Origin of the sequence: Flavobacterium artemisiae, from assembly GCF_042678225.1 — a bacterium.
GTDB lineage: Bacteria > Bacteroidota > Bacteroidia > Flavobacteriales > Flavobacteriaceae > Flavobacterium > Flavobacterium artemisiae.
In genome coordinates this window covers 930,335-953,408 of sequence record NZ_JBHUDZ010000018.1, presented here as the reverse complement: position 1 = coordinate 953,408, position 23,074 = coordinate 930,335, and the positions used below count along the sequence as shown (strand labels likewise).

18 protein-coding genes are annotated in these 23,074 nt (G+C 33.5%); 9 read left to right on the top strand and 9 right to left on the bottom strand.

Annotated features, from left to right (window positions below):
- Positions 1 to 37: 37 nt before the first annotated feature.
- From ACFSC2_RS23960 to ACFSC2_RS23920, 9 genes are all read left to right on the top strand, one after another.
- Positions 38 to 2,782, top strand: a complete 2,745-nt coding sequence (locus ACFSC2_RS23960; RefSeq protein ID WP_379813629.1) for a helix-turn-helix and ligand-binding sensor domain-containing protein — start codon at positions 38 to 40, stop codon at positions 2,780 to 2,782.
- A 244-nt stretch (positions 2,783 to 3,026) separates the two neighbouring features.
- On the top strand, positions 3,027 to 6,041 hold the full coding sequence (locus ACFSC2_RS23955) for a SusC/RagA family TonB-linked outer membrane protein (RefSeq protein WP_379813628.1): 3,015 nt from the start codon (positions 3,027 to 3,029) through the stop codon (positions 6,039 to 6,041).
- 4 nt (positions 6,042 to 6,045) lie between these two features.
- Positions 6,046 to 7,524 (top strand): RagB/SusD family nutrient uptake outer membrane protein, encoded by a 1,479-nt coding sequence (locus ACFSC2_RS23950; protein WP_379813627.1) that lies wholly within the window; start codon positions 6,046 to 6,048, stop codon positions 7,522 to 7,524.
- Positions 7,525 to 7,598: 74 nt separating this feature from the next.
- The gene (locus ACFSC2_RS23945) at positions 7,599 to 8,969 is read left to right on the top strand and encodes a glucoamylase family protein (RefSeq protein WP_379813626.1); all 1,371 of its coding nucleotides are present in this window, start codon (positions 7,599 to 7,601) and stop codon (positions 8,967 to 8,969) included.
- A 9-nt stretch (positions 8,970 to 8,978) separates the two neighbouring features.
- The gene (locus ACFSC2_RS23940) at positions 8,979 to 9,698 is read left to right on the top strand and encodes a carboxylesterase family protein (RefSeq protein ID WP_379813625.1); all 720 of its coding nucleotides are present in this window, start codon (positions 8,979 to 8,981) and stop codon (positions 9,696 to 9,698) included.
- A gap of 89 nt (positions 9,699 to 9,787) precedes the next feature.
- Complete coding sequence (gene bglX / locus ACFSC2_RS23935) at positions 9,788 to 12,088, top strand: beta-glucosidase BglX (RefSeq protein ID WP_379813624.1); 2,301 nt, start codon at positions 9,788 to 9,790, stop codon at positions 12,086 to 12,088.
- A 111-nt stretch (positions 12,089 to 12,199) separates the two neighbouring features.
- Positions 12,200 to 12,982 (top strand): glycerophosphodiester phosphodiesterase family protein, encoded by a 783-nt coding sequence (locus ACFSC2_RS23930; RefSeq protein ID WP_379813623.1) that lies wholly within the window; start codon positions 12,200 to 12,202, stop codon positions 12,980 to 12,982.
- A gap of 28 nt (positions 12,983 to 13,010) precedes the next feature.
- Complete coding sequence (locus ACFSC2_RS23925) at positions 13,011 to 14,933, top strand: family 43 glycosylhydrolase (protein ID WP_379813622.1); 1,923 nt, start codon at positions 13,011 to 13,013, stop codon at positions 14,931 to 14,933.
- Positions 14,934 to 15,099: 166 nt separating this feature from the next.
- Complete coding sequence (locus ACFSC2_RS23920; protein ID WP_379813621.1) at positions 15,100 to 16,494, top strand: M20/M25/M40 family metallo-hydrolase; 1,395 nt, start codon at positions 15,100 to 15,102, stop codon at positions 16,492 to 16,494.
- Between the two features lie 61 nt (positions 16,495 to 16,555).
- Here the strand turns inward: ACFSC2_RS23920 and ACFSC2_RS23915 are convergent, their stop codons facing one another.
- From ACFSC2_RS23915 to ACFSC2_RS23875, 9 genes are all read right to left on the bottom strand, one after another.
- Positions 16,556 to 16,855 (bottom strand): hypothetical protein, encoded by a 300-nt coding sequence (locus ACFSC2_RS23915; RefSeq protein WP_379813620.1) that lies wholly within the window; start codon positions 16,853 to 16,855, stop codon positions 16,556 to 16,558.
- Positions 16,852 to 17,313 carry a hypothetical protein gene (locus ACFSC2_RS23910; protein ID WP_379813619.1) on the bottom strand — a complete coding sequence of 154 codons (462 nt, stop codon included), beginning with the start codon at positions 17,311 to 17,313 and terminating at the stop codon, positions 16,852 to 16,854. Before ACFSC2_RS23910 ends, ACFSC2_RS23915 begins: the two co-directional genes overlap by 4 nt.
- An 85-nt stretch (positions 17,314 to 17,398) precedes the next feature.
- A complete protein-coding gene (locus ACFSC2_RS23905) occupies positions 17,399 to 18,070 on the bottom strand; it encodes a YiiX family permuted papain-like enzyme (RefSeq protein WP_379813617.1) in 672 nt (223 codons plus the stop codon).
- A gap of 100 nt (positions 18,071 to 18,170) precedes the next feature.
- Positions 18,171 to 19,076: a hypothetical protein gene (locus ACFSC2_RS23900; RefSeq protein ID WP_379813616.1), complete on the bottom strand. Its 906-nt coding sequence runs from the start codon at positions 19,074 to 19,076 to the stop codon at positions 18,171 to 18,173.
- Between the two features lie 20 nt (positions 19,077 to 19,096).
- A complete protein-coding gene (gene kdsA, locus ACFSC2_RS23895) occupies positions 19,097 to 19,915 on the bottom strand; it encodes a 3-deoxy-8-phosphooctulonate synthase (RefSeq protein WP_379813615.1) in 819 nt (272 codons plus the stop codon).
- Positions 19,916 to 20,248: 333 nt separating this feature from the next.
- The gene (locus ACFSC2_RS23890) at positions 20,249 to 20,590 is read right to left on the bottom strand and encodes a hypothetical protein (RefSeq protein ID WP_379813614.1); all 342 of its coding nucleotides are present in this window, start codon (positions 20,588 to 20,590) and stop codon (positions 20,249 to 20,251) included.
- Positions 20,583 to 21,035 carry a 2-dehydro-3-deoxyphosphooctonate aldolase gene (locus ACFSC2_RS23885; RefSeq protein WP_379813613.1) on the bottom strand — a complete coding sequence of 151 codons (453 nt, stop codon included), beginning with the start codon at positions 21,033 to 21,035 and terminating at the stop codon, positions 20,583 to 20,585. Before ACFSC2_RS23885 ends, ACFSC2_RS23890 begins: the two co-directional genes overlap by 8 nt.
- A gap of 9 nt (positions 21,036 to 21,044) precedes the next feature.
- A complete protein-coding gene (locus tag ACFSC2_RS23880; protein ID WP_379813612.1) occupies positions 21,045 to 21,740 on the bottom strand; it encodes a lysoplasmalogenase in 696 nt (231 codons plus the stop codon).
- A gap of 17 nt (positions 21,741 to 21,757) precedes the next feature.
- Positions 21,758 to 23,020: a sterol desaturase family protein gene (locus ACFSC2_RS23875; RefSeq protein ID WP_379813611.1), complete on the bottom strand. Its 1,263-nt coding sequence runs from the start codon at positions 23,018 to 23,020 to the stop codon at positions 21,758 to 21,760.
- Between the last annotated feature and the right edge of the window lie 54 nt (positions 23,021 to 23,074).

Below are 23,074 nucleotides of genomic sequence, written 5' to 3'. Positions count from 1 at the left end.
AATTTTGTCAGTACCTTTGAAAATAAATCTGAATATTTTGAAATCGATACTTTATAAAATCATTTTCTTCTTTTTCATCGCTTTACAACTTCAAGCACAAGAATTACTTCCCTTCGTAGAAAATTACAGCAAATCTGATTACCAGGGTGATAATCAGGTCTGGAATGTGGCGCAGGGAAATGATGATGCCATGTATTTTGCAAACAATCACTATTTGCTTCGATATGATGGTGTAAAATGGGAAAAATATACGCTTCCTAATAAAACGATCATTCGTTCTATTTTGATCGAAGGGGATAAAATCTATTCAGGATCTTATAAAGAATTTGGTTATTGGTATAGAAAAGACGGCACAATGCATTATGTTTCGATTACCAAAAACCTTCGTTTATTTGATGAAAAAGATAATGAAGAAATCTGGAAAATCTTTAGATTCAACGGCTCTTTGTATTTTCAGTCGTTTAATGATGTTTTTATTTATAACGGAAAATCAATCCGAAAAATAAAATTCCCTTTTCTTATTTCATACTGTTTTGCTGTAGATCAGAATCTTTATGTTGCTTCTGTTAAAGATGGAATTTTTAAAATGAATGACAAGCATATCGCTAATCCAAAGGGCTGGAATGTTTTAAAGAATACAGTCGTTCACGCTATTGAGAAGTATAAAGGCAAGACTTATATTTTTACACAAAAAAAAGGAGTTTTTGTATTTGATGGCACAAGTTTAAAAGCTTGGGATAATCCGATAAATGAGACTTTAAAATCGGCGACTATAAATGTGGCAAAATTTATTAAAGGTGAAAAATTAATAATAGGAACTGGAAATCGCGGTATTGTATTATTAGATTTAAAAACCAATCAATACAAAAACATTGAACGCGATAATGTTCTCATGAACAATTCGGTTTTGAGTTTGGGTTTTGATAAAGAAAATGATCTTTGGCTTGGTTTAGATAATGGTCTCGCACATGTTGAAGTTAATTCTCCAATTTCTTTCTTTTACGATAATTCAGGGATTTTAGGATCAGTTTATTCTGTTGCTACTATTAATAAAGGATATTTAATAGCTTCGAATCATGGAATATTTGAGTACAGTGCCGGAAAATTCAATATGATTCCCAATACACAAGGTCAAGGCTGGAATATTTCGTTGGTAAAGGATAAATATATTATCGGACACAATGATGGTACTTTTTCATACGAAAATAATTCGCTGCATAAAATTAACGGAGTAAGCGGTGGATGGAATATGTCTAAAAGCAGTATAAATAATACTTACTTCCAATCAACTTACAGCGGTATTTTGGTGTATGACGATCCGTCTAACATGTCACATTATAAGATAATTAAAGATCTTGCAAAACCAATTAAATATGTTGCTCAAAATAAAAAGAACGAAATCTGGGCTGCCGATAATTATCGTGGACTATACCGTGTTTTGCTGGATGATAATTACAATACTTTAAAAGTTGAGAATGTTACACAGCAAAGCAAAATTCAAAACGATTTTGGAATCAAGATTTTTGAGTTTAGAAAAGAAATTCTTTTTCTAATCAATAATTCATGGTATACCTATAATTCGATTTCAAATAAATTAGAAGAAAATGAATTGTTCAACAAGAATTTTAAAAATGTGACCGATGTGATTTCTATTGATGAAGATCACTTCATGGTTTTACAAAATGGAATTCTGTATCATATTTTTGCGGATGGAAATAAATTTATCTGGAACATCATTCAAGAGAAATATTATAAAGGGAAACTGATAAATGAAAATTTAAGAATCTTTAAAAAAGACAAAGATTACCTTTTTAATCTCGACGACGGTTTTATTTCGCTTAAATTAGAATACGAAAACAGACAAAACTCAAAAGTAGAAATTGAAGCTTTTAGTAATGACCAATTAGTACCAAACGGAACTAAGATAAAATTTAATACCGAAATAAAAGTTAATGTGATTTCGGGAATTTATGGAGCCAGTAAACCCAATTTGTTTTATAAATTAAATAAAGAAAAGGATTATCTGCCTATTTCTGATGGATTAATTATTCTAAACAATCTTAGCAGCGGTTATCATTCTATAGAAATTTTTAAACACGACGGTGCAACGTATGACAAGGTTTCAGATTATAGGTTTAAGGTAGCCGAACCTTGGTATTTTTCATTCTGGATGATATTGCTTTATTTACTTGTTGTTGGAACTGTTTTGTTCTTTTATTATAAATGGAATAAACTGCGTTATATGCAAAAATTAAAATTGCAGGCAGAAGAATTAAAACACCAAAGAGAAATTCTTGAAATGGAATTGAAAAAGGAAAATGAACTCAATATTCAAGAATACGAAAAACATATTTTAGAATTAGAACTGCAGACCAAATCGTCTGAAGTTGCTGGAAAATCCTTATCTATCGCTAAACAAAGCGAAATGATTGATAAAATCCAAGGAATTCTCGAAAATGAAAAAGATTTTAGCAAACTAAAAAGCGAAATCAAAAAAGCAATAAAAATTAATGAGGTAAATAAACACGAATGGGAAACTTTTGAGACGAATTTAAATCAAATCCACAACGAGTTTATCATTAATCTAACAAAGAAATATCCAAATCTGACTCCAAAGGATATTAAATTGTGTGTATATCTTAAAATGAATCTTTCATCAAAAGAAATTGCACCTATGATGAACATCTCATTTAGAGGTGTAGAACTACACCGATATCGCTTGAGAAAGAAATTAAACCTTACACAAGACGAAAACCTGTCCAAGTTTTTATTAAGTCTGTAAGATTCGCATTTATTTTTTAGAGATATATTATTTTTCAATACTATTTTTTACATAATTACAATACATCATTACTACATCATAATGCTATGTTAAAGAAGATTTAATAATATCTAAAAGTCTATTTTTAAGCTTGTTAATTAATTATTTTGATGTAGTGATGTAGCTATGTAGTAGTGAAGTTTGATGTACTACAACGTTGTAATTGTTTAATTTGGCTGAACTAACTTAAACGATTACGTACTGTATGAAAAATTTTATTTTTAGCTTTTTAGCGCTCTTGTTGCTGCCTTCATATATGATGGGACAGGCACAAGCAATTAAAGGAAAAGTAGTAGACAGTAATGGAGTTGGAGTTCCAGGTGCAATCATTGCGGCGCCAGAATCCAGAGCCACAGCTGATGCTGACTTCGACGGAAATTTTACGATCAATGCCAAAGTAGGCGAAGCGATCAAAATCTCAATGTTAGGTTTTGACTCTGTTTCAGTTCCTGCAACCGCTGCACCAATGACAATTACATTAAAAGAGGCAGGTGATACTGCATTAAAAGAAGTAGTAGTTATTGGATATGGTACTAGAAAGAAAATTGATAATACTTCGGCTGTCAGCTCAATCAAGTCCGAAGAAATTACAAAAATGAAAGTAATAAATGCTTCGCAAGCTATTCAAGGTAAAGCTGCAGGGGTTCAAGTTGCTACTTCAGATGCACCAGGAAGTACACCTTCTATTGTTATTAGAGGGGTTGGTACTGCATTAGGAGGAAGAAATCCATTGTATGTTGTGGATGGTATGCCGACTGATAACATCAATAATATCAACTCAAATGATATTACTTCTTATGAGGTTTTAAAAGATGCTTCTGCTCTTGCTATTTATGGTACAAGAGGTGCAAATGGTGTAATTATGATTACAACAAAAGCAGGTAAAGGTAAGATGACTGTCGATATTGATAGTTACGCAGGTTTCAGAACGCCACTTAAGAAGGTCAAAATGGCAAATGCTGACCAATATATTCAGTACAATAATGCGGCTTTTTCGAGCCAATTTCCAGCTGGTAGATTTAATCAAAATCAATTATATAATACAAATTGGTTTGATGAGATCACGCAAACAGGAGTTTATACTCAAAATAATATATCTCTTTCTGGATCATCAGAAAATATTAAATACTTTTTTAGTGTTGGTAATTATGAGGAAGAAGGTATTTTAAAAGGTACCGAATATGGACGTACTACTTTCAGAAGTAATAATGAATACAAGATCTCTGATAAACTTAAAATTACTCAAAATTTTAGCGTTAGTTCTATAAAAAATACTCCACAGCCGATGTCTGCATTTACATCTGCTTACAGACAATCTCCTTTAGTTCCTGTTCGTTATTCTAATGGAAAATATGGAGTGCCATTTATTTCGAATGGTGTTGTAGGTCAGACTGGAGATTCTTTTAACTCAGTTGGTAATCCTGTTGTTGCTTTAGATTATAACAATGAGCAGCAAAAAACAGTAATGCTCCAAGGAGGTTTACGATTAGATTGGGATATTCTAAAATCGTTAAAATTTACTTCACAGTTTAATGGAGAATATTTCACTTATAAACAATACAATTTTGTTGATAATTTAGGTCTTTGGTTAGCAGCTGATCCTAATAGAGTAGAATCAGCTTATGACAAAAAGAGCTTGAACACAAACACATTAACAAGAAATACAGATGATTATTTCAATTGGAATTTATCTAACTATTTCACTTACAATAAAGTGTTTGCAGAGATTCATGACGTAGAAGTTACTGCAGGTATTGAGGCTAACGTTATGGGTACAAGATCAAAAACTACAGCAGATATTAAGAATGTAAATCCAAATAGTAACTATTGGGGACTTGACAATGTTGCATATGCACAAAATGGCGGTGTAACTACATATAAAGCTGTAAACGAAAACGAAGCTAGATTAGCATCATATTTTGCACGTTTTCAATACAAATTAATGGATAGATACTTGTTAACTGGTACTGTAAGACGTGATGGATCTTCAAACTATTCTAGTGATTACCGTTGGGGAACATTTCCTTCTGTAGGTTTAGGATGGATTGTAACAAAAGAGAGTTTCTTATCTGATGTTAAAGGTTTAGATTTATTAAAACTTAGAGGGTCATGGGGTAAATTAGGAAACCAGAAAGTGCCATTAAACATTCAGTCATTTACATCTGGAGTAGATTATAATGGCAACACAGGAACAACTATTAATTCTCAAATTGACCCTAGTTTAGGATGGGAAATTGTGGAAGAATCTTCTGCAGGTATTGATATTGAATTGTTTAACAGTAGATTAAAAGGATCGTTTGATGTTTATAATAAAAACACAAACAACGCTATTTTAAATGTTAAGCCATATTCTACATCAGGAATCACATTAGAATCACCAACACACGTAGGGGAAGTTACTAATAAAGGATATGAAATTGCATTGCGCTGGGATGATAAAATTACGGATAACTTAAGTTATTGGGTAGGAGGTAATTTCTCTCATAACAAAAACGAATTAGCTAGTTTAAAAAATGTTCAGATTGCAACAGTAAATGGAGGTTCATTAGGAAATGGTCAAGTTACAAAAATACTTGATAATTCATCGGTAGGACAGCCTTTAGGTAGTTTCTATATGTATGAATATGCAGGTATTGACCCAACAAACGGACAAATGTTGTATTACACTGCATCTGGGAATAAAGTAGCTCAGGGTGCTTTAGATCAAACTAAAGACAGAAAATATGTAGGTTCAGTTTTACCTACTTCAAATTACGGAGTAACTTTAGGATTGAATTATAAAAATATTGATTTCTCTGTGGACGGATACGGAACAGGAGGTGCTAAAGTTTATAACGGAAAAAAAGCACAGCGTTTTTCTGGAGAAAATGTTGAAGCATCTCTATTAAATGATATGTGGACTCCAACAAATATAACAGGAACTAATCCAGCTCCATTTAATCAGGTTCCAGTTGCATCAACATATTATTTAGAGTCTGGAGACTTCTTCAGAATCAACAACATTACTTTAGGTTACAAACTTCCTTTAAGAGAAGAAGGTTTTATTAACTATTGCAGAATTTATGTAAATGCTATGAACCCATTTATTACTCAAAAGTTTTCAGGATTCTCACCTGAGATTTTAGGAAATGGTGAGTTAGTTACAGGTACTCAGGGAGTTGAGTTAGATGCTTATCCAGCGTTAAGAACATTTGTAGTTGGTGCAAACTTAAAATTTTAATATCATGAAACGATTATATATATCACTTTTTATACTTTCTGGATTATTTGTTTCAGGATGTTCAGATGAATTTCTCGAAGTAGATCAAACAAAAAATATACCTGCAGATCCTGCCTTAGTTGACAGCGATGCAGGTGCTACATCAATGGTTGATGCGGTTTATAATATATTCTTAAGCTGGGATATGTCTTCTTTTGCATGGAACGGAGTTACAAGTATTATGACAGACGATGCGGACAAAGGATCAGATCCGGGAGATACAGGTACTGATAAAGATGTTCTAGATGCTTTGACATTTAATGCTTCTACACCATCTTTCAGCAGTATTTGGAATTATAATTATGCAGGAATCAATAGAGCAAATCAAGCATTAGCTATGTTTCCAAAGCTTACACAAGTAACTCCAGCTTTAAAAACTAGATTAGAAGGAGAAGCTAAGTTTTTAAGAGCTTTTATGTACTTTACTTTAGTTAAAGGGTATGGTGGGGTTCCTATTGTAGATCATTTACCTGTTCCTGGAAATGAGGACGATAGAATTATGCAGTTAACACGTAAAACTCCTGCAGAAGTTTACGCTTTCATTGAAAAAGATTTAAATGATGCTATACAAGCATTACCGCCAAAATCTACTTATGGTGGAACTGATGTTGCACGTGCATCTCAAGGAGCAGCTTATGCATTGTTAGCCAAGGTAAATTTATACCAGAAAAAATGGCAAAATGTTATTGACAATTGTGATAAAGTAACAGGTTATTCTTTAGTTTCAGATTATTCTTTGCAATATAAAAAAGAAGGAGAATTTGGTTCAGAATCAATTTTTGAAATTAATGGAATCGGAGGAACTTCTTCTCCAGGATTCGGAATTGGAAATTATAGTGTATCTCAAGCGCCGAGAGGTGCTGGCGGATGGGGATGGGGTTTCAATACACCATCTCAAGGACTTGCTGATGCTTATGAAACTGGAGATGTTAGAAGAGCAGCAACAATAATTTTTAGAGGTTCAGTTTTATATGATGGAACTGTTGTAGCATCAACTGTATCTAACGAAATGTACAATTATAAAGCATACTCATCTGCATTTTCAAATCAAGAATTTACAGATACAAATCTTAGATATTTAAGATATGCTGAAGTCATATTAATGAAAGCTGAAGCTCTAAATGAATTAGGACAAACTGGGGCTGCAATTCCTCTAATCAATCAAATCCGACATAGAGCTGGTCTTGGAGATACTCCATTTACTTCTCAAACTGATGTTAGAAAAGCGATCTATAAAGAAAGAAGGTTAGAAATGGCTTTCGAACATGATAGATGGTTCGATCTTGTAAGAACTGGACAGGCTGAGGCAGCATTGAAAGCAGATGTTAGCCCGACTTTCCCTAACGGAAAAACTTTTATAGTTGGTAAACACGAGTTATACCCAATTCCATCTACAGTAATTCAGGAATCAGGAGGTTTAACAACTCAAAACCCTGGTTATTAATAAATTCTTTAAAAATCACTTCCTTCAATTCGGAGGAAGTGATTTCATTATAAAAATCACTTTAAAATTTAGACATGATTAGATTTTCACTTTTAGTACTTTCATTTGCTTTTTTGAGCTGTGGTTCAAAAGAACAAAATCCAAAAGAAGAAGAAGTTAAACCTTCTGTCGAAAAACTATCAGATGAACAGCTTTTAGATGTTGTTCAAAAACAAACATTCAAATATTTCTGGGATTACGCTGAACCTAATTCAGGATTAGCAAGAGAACGTTTTCATCCAGACGGGAATTATCCAGAAAACGATTCAAATATTGTAACAACAGGCGGTTCAGGTTTTGGACTTATGGCTTTAGTTGCAGGTATAGATAGAGGTTATGTTACAAAAGAAGAAGGCGTAAAAAGATTAGATAAAATTGCCGATTTTCTTGCAAAAGCAGATCGCTTTCATGGAGCATGGTCACACTGGATTGACGGAAATACAGGAAAAGTAAAACCTTTTGGTACTAAAGATAATGGAGGAGATTTAGTCGAAACATCATTTTTAGTTTCAGGATTTATTACCGTTCGTGAGTATCTAAAAACAGGTAATGAAAAAGAGAAAGCCGTTGCGGCAAAATATGATGCACTTTGGAAAGGTGTTGACTGGCAGTGGTTCACTAATAACAAAAATGTTTTGTACTGGCACTGGTCTCCAAACTATGACTGGCAGATGGATTTTCCTTTGCAAGGTTATAATGAATGTCTTATTACTTATGTAATGGCAGCTTCATCACCAACACATACAATCGATCCAAAGGTTTATCACGAAGGTTGGGCTAGAAGCGGGGATATCGTTTCTTCAAAAACAAAATACAATTTACCATTAATCTTAAAGCACAATGGTGCAGAAGAATTTGGCGGGTCTTTATTCTGGGCACATTATTCTTATGTAGGTTTAGATCCAAATCAATTGAGTGATAAATACGCTAATTATTGGGATTTGAACGTAAATCAAACCAAAATCAATTACCAATATTGTGTAGAAAATCCAAATAAAAATGCAGGTTATGGCCCAGAATATTGGGGCTTAACAGCATCATATTCTAGAAATCCTGACGGTTCTATCGGTTACAATGCGCACATGCCGAGTAATGATCAAGGTGTGATTTCGCCTACAGCTGCAATAAGCTCGATTGTTTATACGCCAAAAGAGTCTCTTACTTTTATTCGCAATTTATATGAAAATCATAAACAAGAAACTTGGGGAGACGCTGGTTTTTACGATGCTCTTAGCTTAGGAAACAAATGGGTTGCAAAACGTTATCTAGCAATTGATCAAGGGCCTGAAGTGGTAATGATTGAAAACTATCGTTCAGGATTATTATGGAAATTATTCATGAATGCGCCAGAAGTAAAACAAGGTTTAACCAAAATTGGATTTAAATCTGGGAAATACGGAATTTAAGAATCGACAATGAAATATAAATTAGCTCTTTTATCTCTTTTGTTTTCAATTTTTGGCTTTAGCCAAAGCGAAACAACCGGAAAAATTAATACTGTCATAGTGGAAAAGTACGAGTTGGGTTATGTGTTGCACAAGCCGGCAAATACGAAAGAAAAAAAGCCATTAATAGTTTTTATTTCCGGAGATGGAGAAAAAGGAACTGATCTTGAAAAGGTAAAAATTAACGGTCCTCTTAAATATTTAAAAACACACCAGTTAGACGCTTATGTCGTAGCACCACAGTGTAAAGAAGATGAAAATTGGGATATAGAATCGATTTATCAGCTGATATTAAAAATTCAGAGAGAAAATAAAATTGATTCAGAAAGAATATATGTTACTGGTTTGAGCTCAGGAGGCTGGGCTTCATGGAATTTGGCTTTTGCACATCCGGATCTATTTGCCGCAAACGTACCTGTCGCCGGTTTTGTAGATTTAATTCAGTTAGAACACGCATGTGAAATAGCCAATATTCCAACCAGAATTTTCCACGGATTACAGGATAATGTGGTAAATGTGAATTATGCAATCACAATTTATAATGAATTAAAAAAGTGTAATGCAAAAGATGTAAAGCTGACCATTTTTGATGATGCAAATCATGACAGCTGGACGAGAGTTTATGATAATGCAGCAATTTACGACTGGATGTTACAGCAGAAAAAAACGAATACAAAAACAAATAAATAAAATAGAATGAAATCGCTTTGATTCCAAATCAAAAATAAAATCAAGAAAAGCGATTCCGTGTTCCATTAAAAAACAAACATTAAATACACATGAAAAACAAATTAGTCTTACTTTTTTTAGGATGTGCTGTTTTGGGTTATGCTCAAAAAAAGAACACTAAAAATACAGTGAAAATTAAACCAAAGTCTGAATTTGTAGCGGAGTTAATTTCTAAAATGACTTTAGACGAGAAACTGGGTCAGTTAAACTTGCCGACATCTGGTGATATTACTACAGGGCAAGCAAATAGCTCGAATGTGGCAAAAAATATTGCTGAAGGTAAAGTAGGAGGTTTGTTCAACATTAAATCGGTACAAAAAATTAAAGAAGTACAAAAAATTGCAGTTGAGCAAAGCCGTTTAAAAATTCCATTACTTTTTGGTATGGACGTTATTCACGGTTACGAAACTACATTCCCAATTCCGTTAGGATTATCGTGTACTTGGGATATGGGATTAATTGAAAGAAGTGCTCAAATTGCCGCTCAGGAAGCGAGTGCAGACGGTATCAACTGGACATTCTCTCCAATGGTAGATATTTCTCGTGATCCAAGATGGGGAAGAGTTTCTGAAGGTTCTGGAGAAGATCCGTATTTAGGAAGCCAAATTGCAAAAGCAATGGTAAATGGCTACCAGCAGCCTGATCTTTCTAAAAATAATTCAATTTTAGCTTGTGTAAAACACTTCGCATTATACGGTGCACCAGAAGGCGGGCGTGATTATAATACTGTGGATATGAGCCATATCAGAATGTTTAACGATTATTTTCCTCCTTACAAAGCGGCAGTAGACGCTGGTGTAGGTTCTGTAATGGCTTCTTTCAACGAAGTTGACGGAATTCCTGCAACAGGAAACAAATGGTTAATGACAGATATTTTGAGAAAACAATGGGGCTTTAAAGGTTTCGTAGTAACTGATTTTACTGGAATTCCAGAAATGATCGAACACGGAATGGGTAATCTTCAAGACGTTTCGGCTTTGTCTTTAAACGCTGGTGTTGAGATGGATATGGTTGGAGAAGGTTTCCTTACAACTTTAAAAAAATCATTAGACGAAAAAAGAGTTACAATTGAGCAAATTGACAATGCTGTTAGATTGATTTTGGAAGCAAAATATGATCTAGGATTATTCCAAGACCCATATAAATATTGCGATGAAAAAAGAGCGAAAACGGAAATCTTTACAGCTGCAAGCAGAAAAGAAGCTCGTCAGATTGCTTCTCAATCTTTGGTTTTGTTGAAAAACCAGAATCAGCTTTTACCTCTTAAAAAATCAGGTACAATTGCACTTATCGGACCTTTAGCAGATGCTAAAGAAAACATGCCGGGAACTTGGTCTGTAGCGACTAAAATGGAAAATGCAGTTTCGCTTTTAGCAGGAATTAAAGAAGTGGCAGGAGCAGGAACTAAAGTTTTATATGCAAAAGGAAGTAACTTAGATTACGATGAAACTTTTGAAACTAATGCAACTATGTTTGGAAAAACATTACACCGCGATGCACGTTCGAAAGAAGAATTATTAGCAGAAGCTTTAAAAGTAGCCAACCAATCTGACGTAATTGTTGCAGCTCTTGGAGAATCTGCAGAAATGAGCGGAGAATCTAGTAGCCGTACAAATCTAGAAATTCCACAAGCGCAGAAAGATTTATTAAATGCGTTATTAAAAACAGGAAAACCTGTTGTTTTAGTATTATTTGACGGACGTCCGTTAGTAATTACTGATGAAGAAAAAACAGTTCCAGCAATTTTAAATGCTTGGTTTGCTGGTACAGAAGCTGGTTATGCTATTGCTGATGTTTTATTTGGAGATGTAAATCCTTCAGGAAAATTAACTTCGACTTTTCCAAGAAGCGTTGGACAATTACCAATTTATTACGCACACAAGAATACAGGAAGACCACTTTCTAACACTGAAGGAAAATTCGAAAAATTCAGATCAAATTATATCGACGAAAGAAACGAAGCTTTATTCCCATTCGGATTCGGTTTAAGCTACACGACTTTTGATTATTCAAACTTGAAAATTTCTGCTGATAAAATGAATTTCTCTGGAAAATTAAAAGTAACTGTTGATGTAACAAACACAGGAAACTTTGACGGAAAAGAAACCGTTCAATTATACATTAGAGATTTAGTTGGTTCTGTAACAAGACCAGTTAGAGAATTAAAAGGTTTCCAAAAAATAGCACTTAAAAAAGGAGAGAAACAAACCGTAAGTTTTGATATTTCGGTTGAAGATTTAAAATTTTATAACTCTGATTTACAATTCGTAGCAGAGCCTGGACAGTTTGATATTTTCGTTGGAGGAAATTCTGCTGCCGACAAGAAAGTTAGTTTTGAGTTAACTAAATAGTTGGTTTATTGGTTAGTAATTAGCCCTTCGTTCTGGTTGACGAAGGGCTTTTTTTCTAAAAGCAAAACCCTAAATATACTATTGTGCAATAATTATTAAACTAAATGTATTATGAATACTTTTCAAATATTTCGTTCCGCTTCATTTTTGCTGACTGCTGTTTTATTTTCCTCTTGCTGCACTCAAAACGCAATTGTAGCACATAGAGGCGCTTGGAAAAAAAATAATCTGCCAGAAAATTCTATTGCTTCTCTTAGACATGCAATAGATTTAAAACTTCCCGGTTCAGAATTTGATGTTTGGCGTACTGCCGATGATTCACTTGTAATTAATCATGACGCGCATTACAACAAACTTCTTATTGAGAAAACCAATTATGCAGACTTGATAAAATTTAAACTTTCAAACGGAGAAAAACTCCCAACATTATACGAATACATTTCAGAAGGAATCAAAAACAACAAACATACATTGTTAGTGTGCGAAATTAAACCTTCAGAGATTAGTAAAGAAAGAGGCCACAAAACGGGTGTAGCAGCAGTCGAAACCATTAAAAAATTAAAAGCCGATAAAAACACCTGCTACATCAGTTTTGATTACGATATTCTAAAACAAATTAGAGCGATTGACCCTAAAACTTCACTGCAATATTTAGAAGGAAATAAATCTCCTAAAGAAGTAAAAGCAGATAAAATCAATGGAGTTGATTACCATTATTCTGTCTTTAAAAAACATCCAGAGTGGATCAAAGAAGCAAAAGATAACAAAGTAATTCTAAATGCTTGGACAGTAAATGAAGCTGCAGACATGGATTGGATCATCGAAAACAAATTCGATTACATTACAACTAACGAACCTGAACTTTTAAAAGAAAGAAAAGAGATTAAAAAATAATCTTTTAGACTTACTAAAGAATTTGACCATGAGAAAAATATATAAAAAACTTTCACTGCCAATTTCATTGTTTTTGATACTTTTTGGAAACAGTTTATCGGCACAAAATTCTGGTAAAACAGAATGGTTTGACCCAAGCAGACCCGCGACAACATATTGTAATCCAATAAATATTGGCTACAATTACACAACACACAATCATAACGGAATTCCAGAATCTCGTCGTTCAAGTGCAGATCCTGTGATTATTACTTATAAAGGCGAATATTACTTGTTTGCAACCAATCAAGCAGGTTTCTTTTGGAGTAAAGATATGTCTGATTGGAATTTTGTTTATGGAAGTTTTCAAAGACAGCCAGGCGACGATGATCAATGCGCGCCTGCTGCATGGGTGGTAAACGATACTCTATTTTACGTTGGTTCTACTTGGAAAAGAGATCACCCGATCTGGAAAACTGCCGATCCAAAATCGGGAAGATGGACACGTCATGTAAATAAGGCAATGCTGCCAACTTGGGATCCTGCCATTTTTCAGGATGATGATAAAAAAGTTTACATGTACTATGGTTCAAGCGGAAAATTACCATTAGTTGGTGTTGAGGTAGATTACAATACTTGGCTTCCAAAAGGAAATCAAGCCGATTATGCGACATTATATAAAGCGACAGAAGTCGAAGATATTCAGCGTCCGTATGGACAGATCAAAGAAGTAGCTGTTTTAGAACCTTCAGAACATGGCTGGGAGCGTTTTGGTCCAAACAATGATATGGAACCTGCGCCTTGGGGAAATTTTATTGAAGGGGCTTGGATGACGAAACACAACGGAAAATATTATATGCAATACGGAGCGCCTGCAACCGAATTTAAAGGCTATGCAAATGGAGTTCACGTAGGTGATAATCCGTTAGGGCCATTTACGTACCAAAAACACAATCCGATGTCTTATAAACCGGGCGGATTTGTAATTGGAGCTGGACACGGAAATACTTTTGCAGACGTTTACGGAAATTATTGGAATACCGGAACATGTAAGATCTCTATAAAAGACCGTTTTGAGCGTCGTATAGACATGTTTCCAGCAGGATTTGATAAAGATGATGTTATGTATTCGATCACGTCCTACGGCGATTTTCCTATTGTACTACCAACTGGAGAAAGAAATCAGGAAAAAGGAGCTTCTTCTGGATGGATGTTACTTTCGTACAAAAAGCCCGTAACAGTTTCTTCATCTGAAGATTGTATGGAAGTTGAAACACACAGAATGGATAACGGCGGTAAAAAAGTCTACGAGAAATTCTGTTACGGAGCTGAAAACTTAACAGACGAAAATATTCAAACCTATTGGTCTGCTAAAACGGCAAATCCTGGCGAATGGCTTCAAATGGATTTAGGTAGAAAAATGCAAATCAATGCTTTACAAATTAACTATGCCGATCATAAAGCAACGCAATTTAATAAAGCAATGGATATTTATTATCAATATAAAATATTTATGTCTGATGATGCTGTAAACTGGAAATTAGTTGTAGATAAATCTAAAAATGATAAAGATGTTCCTCACGATTATGTTGAGCTTTCAAAGTCAATTGAAGCGCGTTACATTAAAATGGAAAACATTCACAACGCTTCAGGTTTATTCGCGATTTCAGATTTTAGAGTATTCGGAAACGGTTTAGCAGCAAAACCAAAAGCCGTGACAGCTTTTAAAGTAGATCGAAACAAAGCTGATTCTCGCAATGCTATGATTTCGTGGAAAAAGCAAAATGATGCAATTGGTTATAACATTTACTACGGAATCACTCCAGACAAAATGTACAACAGTATAATGGTTTACGGAGAAAGTTCATACGATTTTAGAGGTTTGGATAAAGGAACAAAATATTACTTTACAATTGAGCCTTTTAATGAAAATGGTATCGGAACAAAAAATAAGATTATTGAAGTAAAATAGTTTTATTTTAATGAAATCACAAAAACTCTAATTATAAACTAACAGGTTTGTAATTAGAGTTTTTTTTTGAGAAAGGATATGTAAAAACTCTGACAATTTTGTAGATTTTTTGTTTCTTTGTGAAATAAGCCAAGAAATTGGAAAAACCCAAAATGCTAAAAAAACTATGAAAAAAACGATTCTTTTAACTGCTTTAGTTTTAAACGGATTGACTTCATCTTTTGCACAGTCAAATGATGAAAAAAACATTAAACTATTTTACAAAAAAGCTTTGACCGAAGCAAAATGCTACACTTGGTTAGAGTATTTGTCTAATGATATCGGAAGCCGTTTATCTGGTTCAAAAGGAGCTGCGGAAGGTGTAGAATATACTAAAAGACAATTAGAAAGTCTTGGATTGGATAAAGTTTACCTGCAGGAAGTAATGGTCCCTCATTGGGTAAGAGGCGAGAAAGAAACAGCATATATTCTTGATGGAAAAGTAAAAACTACGGTGCCAATTTGCGCTTTGGGAGCTTCTGTTGCAACTCCAAAAACTGGTCTTACAGCAGAGGTAATCGAAGTTCAGGGAATTAAAGAATTAAATGAACTTGGAGCTGATAAAGTAAAAGGCAAAATTGTTTTTTACAACCGACCAATGAATCCTGAAAACATCGAAACTTTTACATCATACGGAGCATGTGTTGACCAAAGATATGCAGGAGCAAAAGAAGCTGCTAAATTAGGAGCAGTCGGAACTATCGTTCGTTCAATGAATTTACGTTTAGACGATTTCCCTCATACAGGAAACCAAAGTTACGGTGATCTGCCAAAAGAGCAATACATTCCAACTGCGGCAATTAGTACGAATGGTGCTGAGTTATTAAGTAAATCTTTAAAAGTTAATCCAGCTTTGAAGTTTTATTTCAAACAGTCTTGTGAGACTTTGCCAGATGTATTGTCATACAATGTAATTGGAGAATTGACAGGAACTGTAACGCCAAAAAATATTATGGTTGTAGGAGGACATTTGGATTCTTGGGATTTAGCTGACGGTTCTCACGATGATGGAGCAGGAGTGGTACAAAGTATGGAAGTAATTCGCATTTTGAAAAACTTAAACTACAAACCTAAAAATACTATTCGTGTTGTTTTATTTATGAATGAAGAAAATGGCGGAAAAGGCGGTGCGAAATACGAAGAAGTTTCAAAACAAAATAAAGAAAACCACGTTTTTGCTTTAGAAAGCGATTCTGGCGGATTTTCTCCTAGAGGATTTTCTATTGAAGCAGACGATGCTAATTTGAAAAAAATTCAAGGCTATAGAGATCTTTTTGAGCCTTATTTAGTACATAGTTTTACAATTGGACATGCAGGTTCAGATATTAGCCATTTAACCTCGCCAGCAATTGTTAAAGCTGGTTTAAAACCAGATTCTCAACGTTATTTTGATTATCATCACGCAGCAAACGATAAATTTGATGCAATCAACAAAAGAGAGCTTGAACTTGGTGCAGCAACAATGACTTCATTAATCTATCTACTAGATCAAAACGGAATTGTGCTTCCAACATCAAACTAATAAATTGCTAAAATAAAATAAAAAAAAGCTATGAGTTCTGCTCATAGCTTTTTTTTATTTATTAATGTGCCGTGATTAGATAAAATAAAAACGTGATCGGAACATTTGATAGGAGTAAAAGTATTTTAAAACAAATGTCTCTTCGGTATTCTGGATGATGTATAAAGCGATCTGTTAAATGAACAAACATTATCGTATTGACAATAATAGCTCCTAAAGCAAATGGCCAGGCAACGACCAAAACGATTGTATTTTCTTTAGATAAAATGTAAAGCATAAACAAAGTCGTAATTATAACAAAAGTACCAATTGCTAATTCTATAGATTGTCTTTCTTCGAAGTGTTTAGATATAGTTTTCATACGTTTTTAATATTAAAAGTTTGTTGAATAGATGGAATAGATAATAAAAGCATTTTAGAAAAATCTAAATAATGATACGGAAATGCTTGTTTCCCTTTTTGATATTGTTGTATGAAGTATTTCATTTGTTTTGGGTAAAAAATAGTTCCAGACAGAATAACCATATACAAATACAAACTTCTTTTTCCATTGCCAAATAGATAATACTGCATCCCGATTTCTTCATAAACAGAAACACCAGTGTTGGTCAAAACATGAATAATGTCGTGATCTTCCAGTTTTTCCTGAATATCAAAATGGTTTTTGTATAAAAAGTTGCCAAGACCAAAACCTAGACTTTCCTCAGGATAATTCATAAGGGCATTTTTATCTATATTCCAAGGTTCGTTTTTCTTGAAATATTTCTGATAAGGTTTTTTAGAACATTCGTAAAGTCTTTCAATTAAATAATCTCTCATAATTGTTTTTGTAAAGTTCTTTGAAATTCAAAGTAAAATGATAAATAAAAAGCCGGAATATGGTATTACCGGCTCATTAAGTAAATTAATAAGTGTCTATTATTGTTTTAAGTAAGTTAGAATCAGCAAGGTCAGAAGGAGCAACTACTTTTTCGTCAAGCGGAATTTCATTTCCATATCTTTCCTTTAAAATGGGTTGAATTCTCGGATCAGTCAAATTAAAGTCTTTCAGTAATTTAGTTTTTGATAATTCTATTCCTGCGCCGTTTTTATACACTTTCCAGATTAATTCTGAGCAGTAAATTCGATTATCCGACCATTCAAAATACGCATCATATTCTTTACCTAAAAGTGACTTTCCGTATGCTTTCATTTTAGAAAGTGAAGTCGTATTTAATACGCTTGGATCCTGAAGTCTTTTAATCACATATTTTGAATCTCTTCCGTGTTTAATCCATTGCTCTAATGGAGTAACTTTTACCGGCTGAACAGCTTCAAAAACCATCCAGTTTCCATTTTCTTTAAAAATAATACCACAATGAGAAAATTTAGAATTTGTCGCAATTCGTACCGCTTCACATTGTTTAGATTCTGAAGTCTGAAAGATCAAATCGCCATCCTGAATAGTTGCAGCAAGATTTGTCTGTGCTTTATTTCCAGTAAATGGGTTATTAGGAAAAACTTTTATTGCAACAAAAAAAGCGCATCCAAAACTAAGGATAAAAGTAATAATCGGAAACCAATATTTAGTCTTCATTAAATATATTTTTAAAGTACTTTGAGGTACAAAGTAAATAATAAAAAAAATAGCTGCCAAATAAAATGACAGCTATTTTTATAAATATTTTTAAGAGATATTAGATTCTAAATATACCTCCAACAGCAATAATACGTTGGAAATAAGTAAAGTGCTGAGAAGCTTTATCGTCATTACTTAATGTAGTTTTAATATCCGGCATGTTGATGTAACCACCTTTTAGCTCTCCCTGAATATAGAAGTATTTGAAAAAGGTAATGTTAAGACCCGCTTTTGCCGAAACACCATAACCAGAAATGTGAAAATCATCATGACGCTCTTTACCTAAAAGAGTAGTATTCGTTTTAGGGTATAAAACTCCAGCACCCAAACCTTCGGTTAAATTAATCTGAACTTTATCAATATTTGGCAATCCAAACCATTTTGAAATATCATCAAACCTAGACACCTCAGTATGAACGTAGTTCAAACCATCAGTATGCTCATACATTAAAAAAGCAGGACCATTTGCTGGTGTAGCACCATTTTCGTAGCCGCCTTCTATAGCGCCTCCTTGAGACATATCTACAGGTCTGTTATTGTATTCTCCATTGTAGATTGATCCTGGGTCATCTTGAGGTAAATTGATATAACCATTTACTCTTGCAGTTTGATTCTGTGACATTACGTATTTCATGTGGTCAACGCCAATTGCAACACTGTAATGATCACTAAAAAAGTAACCAAATCTCAAATTCGTCTGCGGAATTGTCATATTTACAGGATTAATATAATCAACATGCCATCCTTTTGGTTTGTCATGAGCTGCCATATTCTCAACTGTAAAGTTGTAATCTTTACCTCTAAAGTTTACATCAGATTTTGAGTAACTTTCTCTGTTTCCACCCCACATCACAAAGAATTTTCCTTTATTATGAGCAGTATATTTTTGTACTGGAATTTCTTCCTGAGCAAATGTGTTTAAAGAAACACAAGCCAGTAAGAAAAATAAAATTTTTGTTTTCAAAGAACTTAGTATTATAATTATTAGAATGAGTTAACTGTTTTTCTAATAGCAACTAATTTATTCATTAAGCCTTCGAAATAATCTAAATGAAGCATATTAGCGCCATCACTTTTTGCGTTTGCAGGGTCAAAGTGCGTTTCTATAAAAATTCCGTCAACACCAACTGCAATTCCAGCCTTGGCAACGGTTTCAATCATATCAGGTCTTCCGCCTGTAACTCCAGCAGTCTGATTTGGCTGTTGTAAAGAGTGTGTAACGTCTAGAACCGTAGAAGCATATTGCTGCATCGTCGGAATTCCTCTAAAATCAACAATCATGTCTTGGTAGCCAAACATACTACCGCGATCAGTCACCATAACATTTTCGTTATGACAATCTAAAACCTTTTGTACAGCATGTTTCATACTCTCCGGACTCATAAATTGTCCTTTTTTCAAGTTTACTACTTTTCCAGTGTTAGCTGCCGCGACAACTAAATCCGTTTGACGTACTAAAAACGCAGGAATCTGTAAAACATCAACATATTGCGCCGCCATGTCGGCATCTTCGTTAGTATGAATATCCGTAACAGTCGGAACATGAAAAGTTTCAGAAACTTTTCTTAAGATTTTTAATGCTTTTTCGTCACCAATTCCAGAAAAGCTATCAATTCTAGAACGGTTCGCTTTTTTAAAAGATCCTTTAAATACATAAGGAATCTGAAGATTGTCGGTAATACCAACTAATTTTTCAGCAATACGCAACGCCATTTCTTCTCCTTCGATCGCACAAGGCCCCGCCAATAAAAAGAAATTTCCGCTGTCAGTATGCTTAATTTGTGGAATATTTTGTATGTTCATTATATGAATTTTTGGTAGTGCAAAGGTAGTTATGATTTATGAGTTTCGGATTAAGATTTAAGAATTTTTTATGAAGCTAATCCTGCTATTCGTTTCAATATTTTGCACTTAAACTTTTTTTTCCAAAGTCTGTTCAGGAGCTTCCTCCGGTCGCTCTGCCCAGCCAGGAAAAAATAAGTTTAAGCGCAAAATGATTTCCACTACTATCAGGGCTAGGAATTAGTGGAATTACGATAATTTAAGTTAATGAAAGTGCGGATAAATTCTTTTCATGAATTTATTTCAAATAAAATTCCAAAAAGTAATTTGAATTGTTTTATAAACCAGCTTTAATTATTCTTGCAATTTCTTCTGTCTGTATCTTTTAATTAAAAACTGCACTAGAATAGCTGTCAAAAGTAAAATTACAAATAAGAAATTAAAAGCTACAATTCCTAACATAACCAATCCGCATCTGTTTTGATATTCGGAGTTTGCATTTATATTTTCGGAAGCAATATAAACAGAAAGATAGGATAAAGGAATTTGTAAAATTATGGTACAGATTGAAATATGAGAAAATTTCAGATCGGTAGTTTTCAAAATTGATTTAGTTCCCCAAATAATCTGAACTAAAAATGGAATTACAAGTAATATAAAAGGCGTTATTCCGTACATTGCTAAAATACTAATCATTCTTTAAAGTCAATCCTATCGGAACCATTAAAATTCCTTTTTCATAAATGTTTAAATAAAGCTTTACAGGTTTTTTTTGACCTTCCCATTTTAGATCATAAACATTCAAAAAACCAGCGCCCATAGAACTTCTTTTAGTTGGAAAAGGACAGCAGGTTTCTAATCTTGTATAGGTAATTTTTTCACCATTTGGACCAGCAAGTGCGTTTAAGAAACGGGTTTCGTTTAAGGCTTCATTGTTTGTATTTTGAAAGAAAATATTAATCGGATAATCTGGATCGTAACCGTATTTTTTATCACTGCTAAAAAGAGTGATAGCAAAAGTGTTATTCTTCTTTAAAACCAAATCGGGAGCATTATCATCAACATTTTTCAAAGTAGATTTGGTGCTCACGCAAGAGACTGCCGTTACAGCTAAAAAAAGAACAAGGATTATTTTTTTCATAATTTTTGGTTATTGGTATTCGACTACTTCTTGTATTTTTTTTGGATTCAATTTTAAAATACCAACTACAATCAGATATTGTGCCAGAAGATAGGTTGCCATAATAAAAAATGAACTTTTTGGTATCGGCGTATGAAATTTATTGACTGCCAGAATACTGTCTGAAATGACAAAGAATAAGGCACCCAAAAATACCCATTTATTTCCTGGTTTATTCCAAAGTAAAAATCCATTAAAAGCAAATAAAAGCATTATCGAAATTACGGTAGCGTAGAGAGCAACTGGAATTTCAAGATTTCCTAAATTAGGCATTAAAAAAGAAACCATTCCGATCAAATAAACTGCGATTATGATGCTTCCTATCGTAAAGAAAGTTCTGTTTCTTTTTTTGCTATGACGACTTTGCTTATTAAAAAGAACACAGTAGATAATATGTGCCGTTAGAAAAGAAATCAAACCTAAAATAAAATAAATTTCGCCTAAATCGGTAAATAATAAAATAACATCTCCTATCCAAGAAAATAAAAGTGCAGTAAGTAAAGTATTCTGCGTTGAAAACTTTCTATAAAAATAAGCTCCAAATCCGAGAATAGGAATTAGAATTGGTTTTAAAAACAAATCTAAATTTTCGTGGCCTGTAAGCAGGACAATGAGATATATGATGCAGAAAACTGCATAAATTTTAAAAAAAGAAGAATTTCTCATAATAGGGGTTATGAAATTTATAATTGGGTTTGGTTGGATCTAAAATCGATTGTTACAAAATAAATTGCAGCTAAAAATGATATGGCGGCATAAGCCAAAATAATGTAATTGCTTAGATAAAATACCCCATTCAACCCGAACCAATCTCCGTAGAAAATGATAATTGAAATGATAGACGCAAAACGAATTCCTTCCCAAAGAACAGCGTATTTGCTTTTATCCATTAACTCTGCGCAGCTATATATCGTTACAAAAATATAAAAACCATAAATAAAAATGACAGGAAGACCGATTTTAGCAATATTATCAAACAGGTAACTCACAAAAAGAAGCGTAATTAAAACCTGTATCACAGACCAGTAAATAAGTTTTTGAGAATTCTGAATTCCGTATTTTTCAAAATTGTAGACATTTTCAATTTTATTTACAGGATATTTTTCTTCAAAATTTTCCGGACGCCAGCCTGTTGGTTTAAACCAAATGGTTAGTTTGTCTTTCCATTTTGGAGCTCGCCACGCATCTTTGATCAATAAAGTAAGATGCTGAAAATTGATTTTAATCGGATTCCAAGTTTGAGCAGGTCTGGTAATTCCAAAAACTGGCGGAACGTCGTCTAATTCTTCCTGAAAAGTGCCAAACAGTTTATCCCAAAAAATAAAAATCTGCGAATGGTTTTTGTCTAAATATTCAGGATTAATGGCGTGATGTACACGATGATGTGACGGAGTAACCAAAATATGCTCTACAAAGCCCATTTTTTTAATATGTTTGGTATGATACCAAAATTGTAAAAACAAATGAAGCGGAAGCGTTATAGCAATTACAGTAGCAGGAACGCCCAGCAATGCTGCAGGAATTAATAAAAAAGTAAATAAATTAACCAAACTAGCAATAGGCTGACGCAGTGCACAGGCAAGATTAAACTCTTCGCTGCTGTGATGAATAGCATGTTTATTCCATAAAAAATTAATCTGATGTGCTAATCTATGGCTCCAATATCCGTAGAAATCAATAACAAAAAAAGCGATAAAATAGGAGAGTACGCTTGGTTCTAAATGCTGTAAAGCGATTTTAGAAACCAGCCATTCATAGGAAATAAAAGTAATGCTTAAACCCAGAACATCTTTTACAGAATTAGTAATCCCAGAACTAATACTGGAAACGCTGTCTATCAATGGCGCAGTATCATTCTTTTTATAGATGCCATAAAGTTTCTCGATTACTATTAAAACCAGAAACACAGGCATTGCAATAATTAATATTTTTCCATACTCCTCCATAAAAAAACATTCTATTTTATTTCAAATATAAAATAAAATAGAATGCGTTTTGAA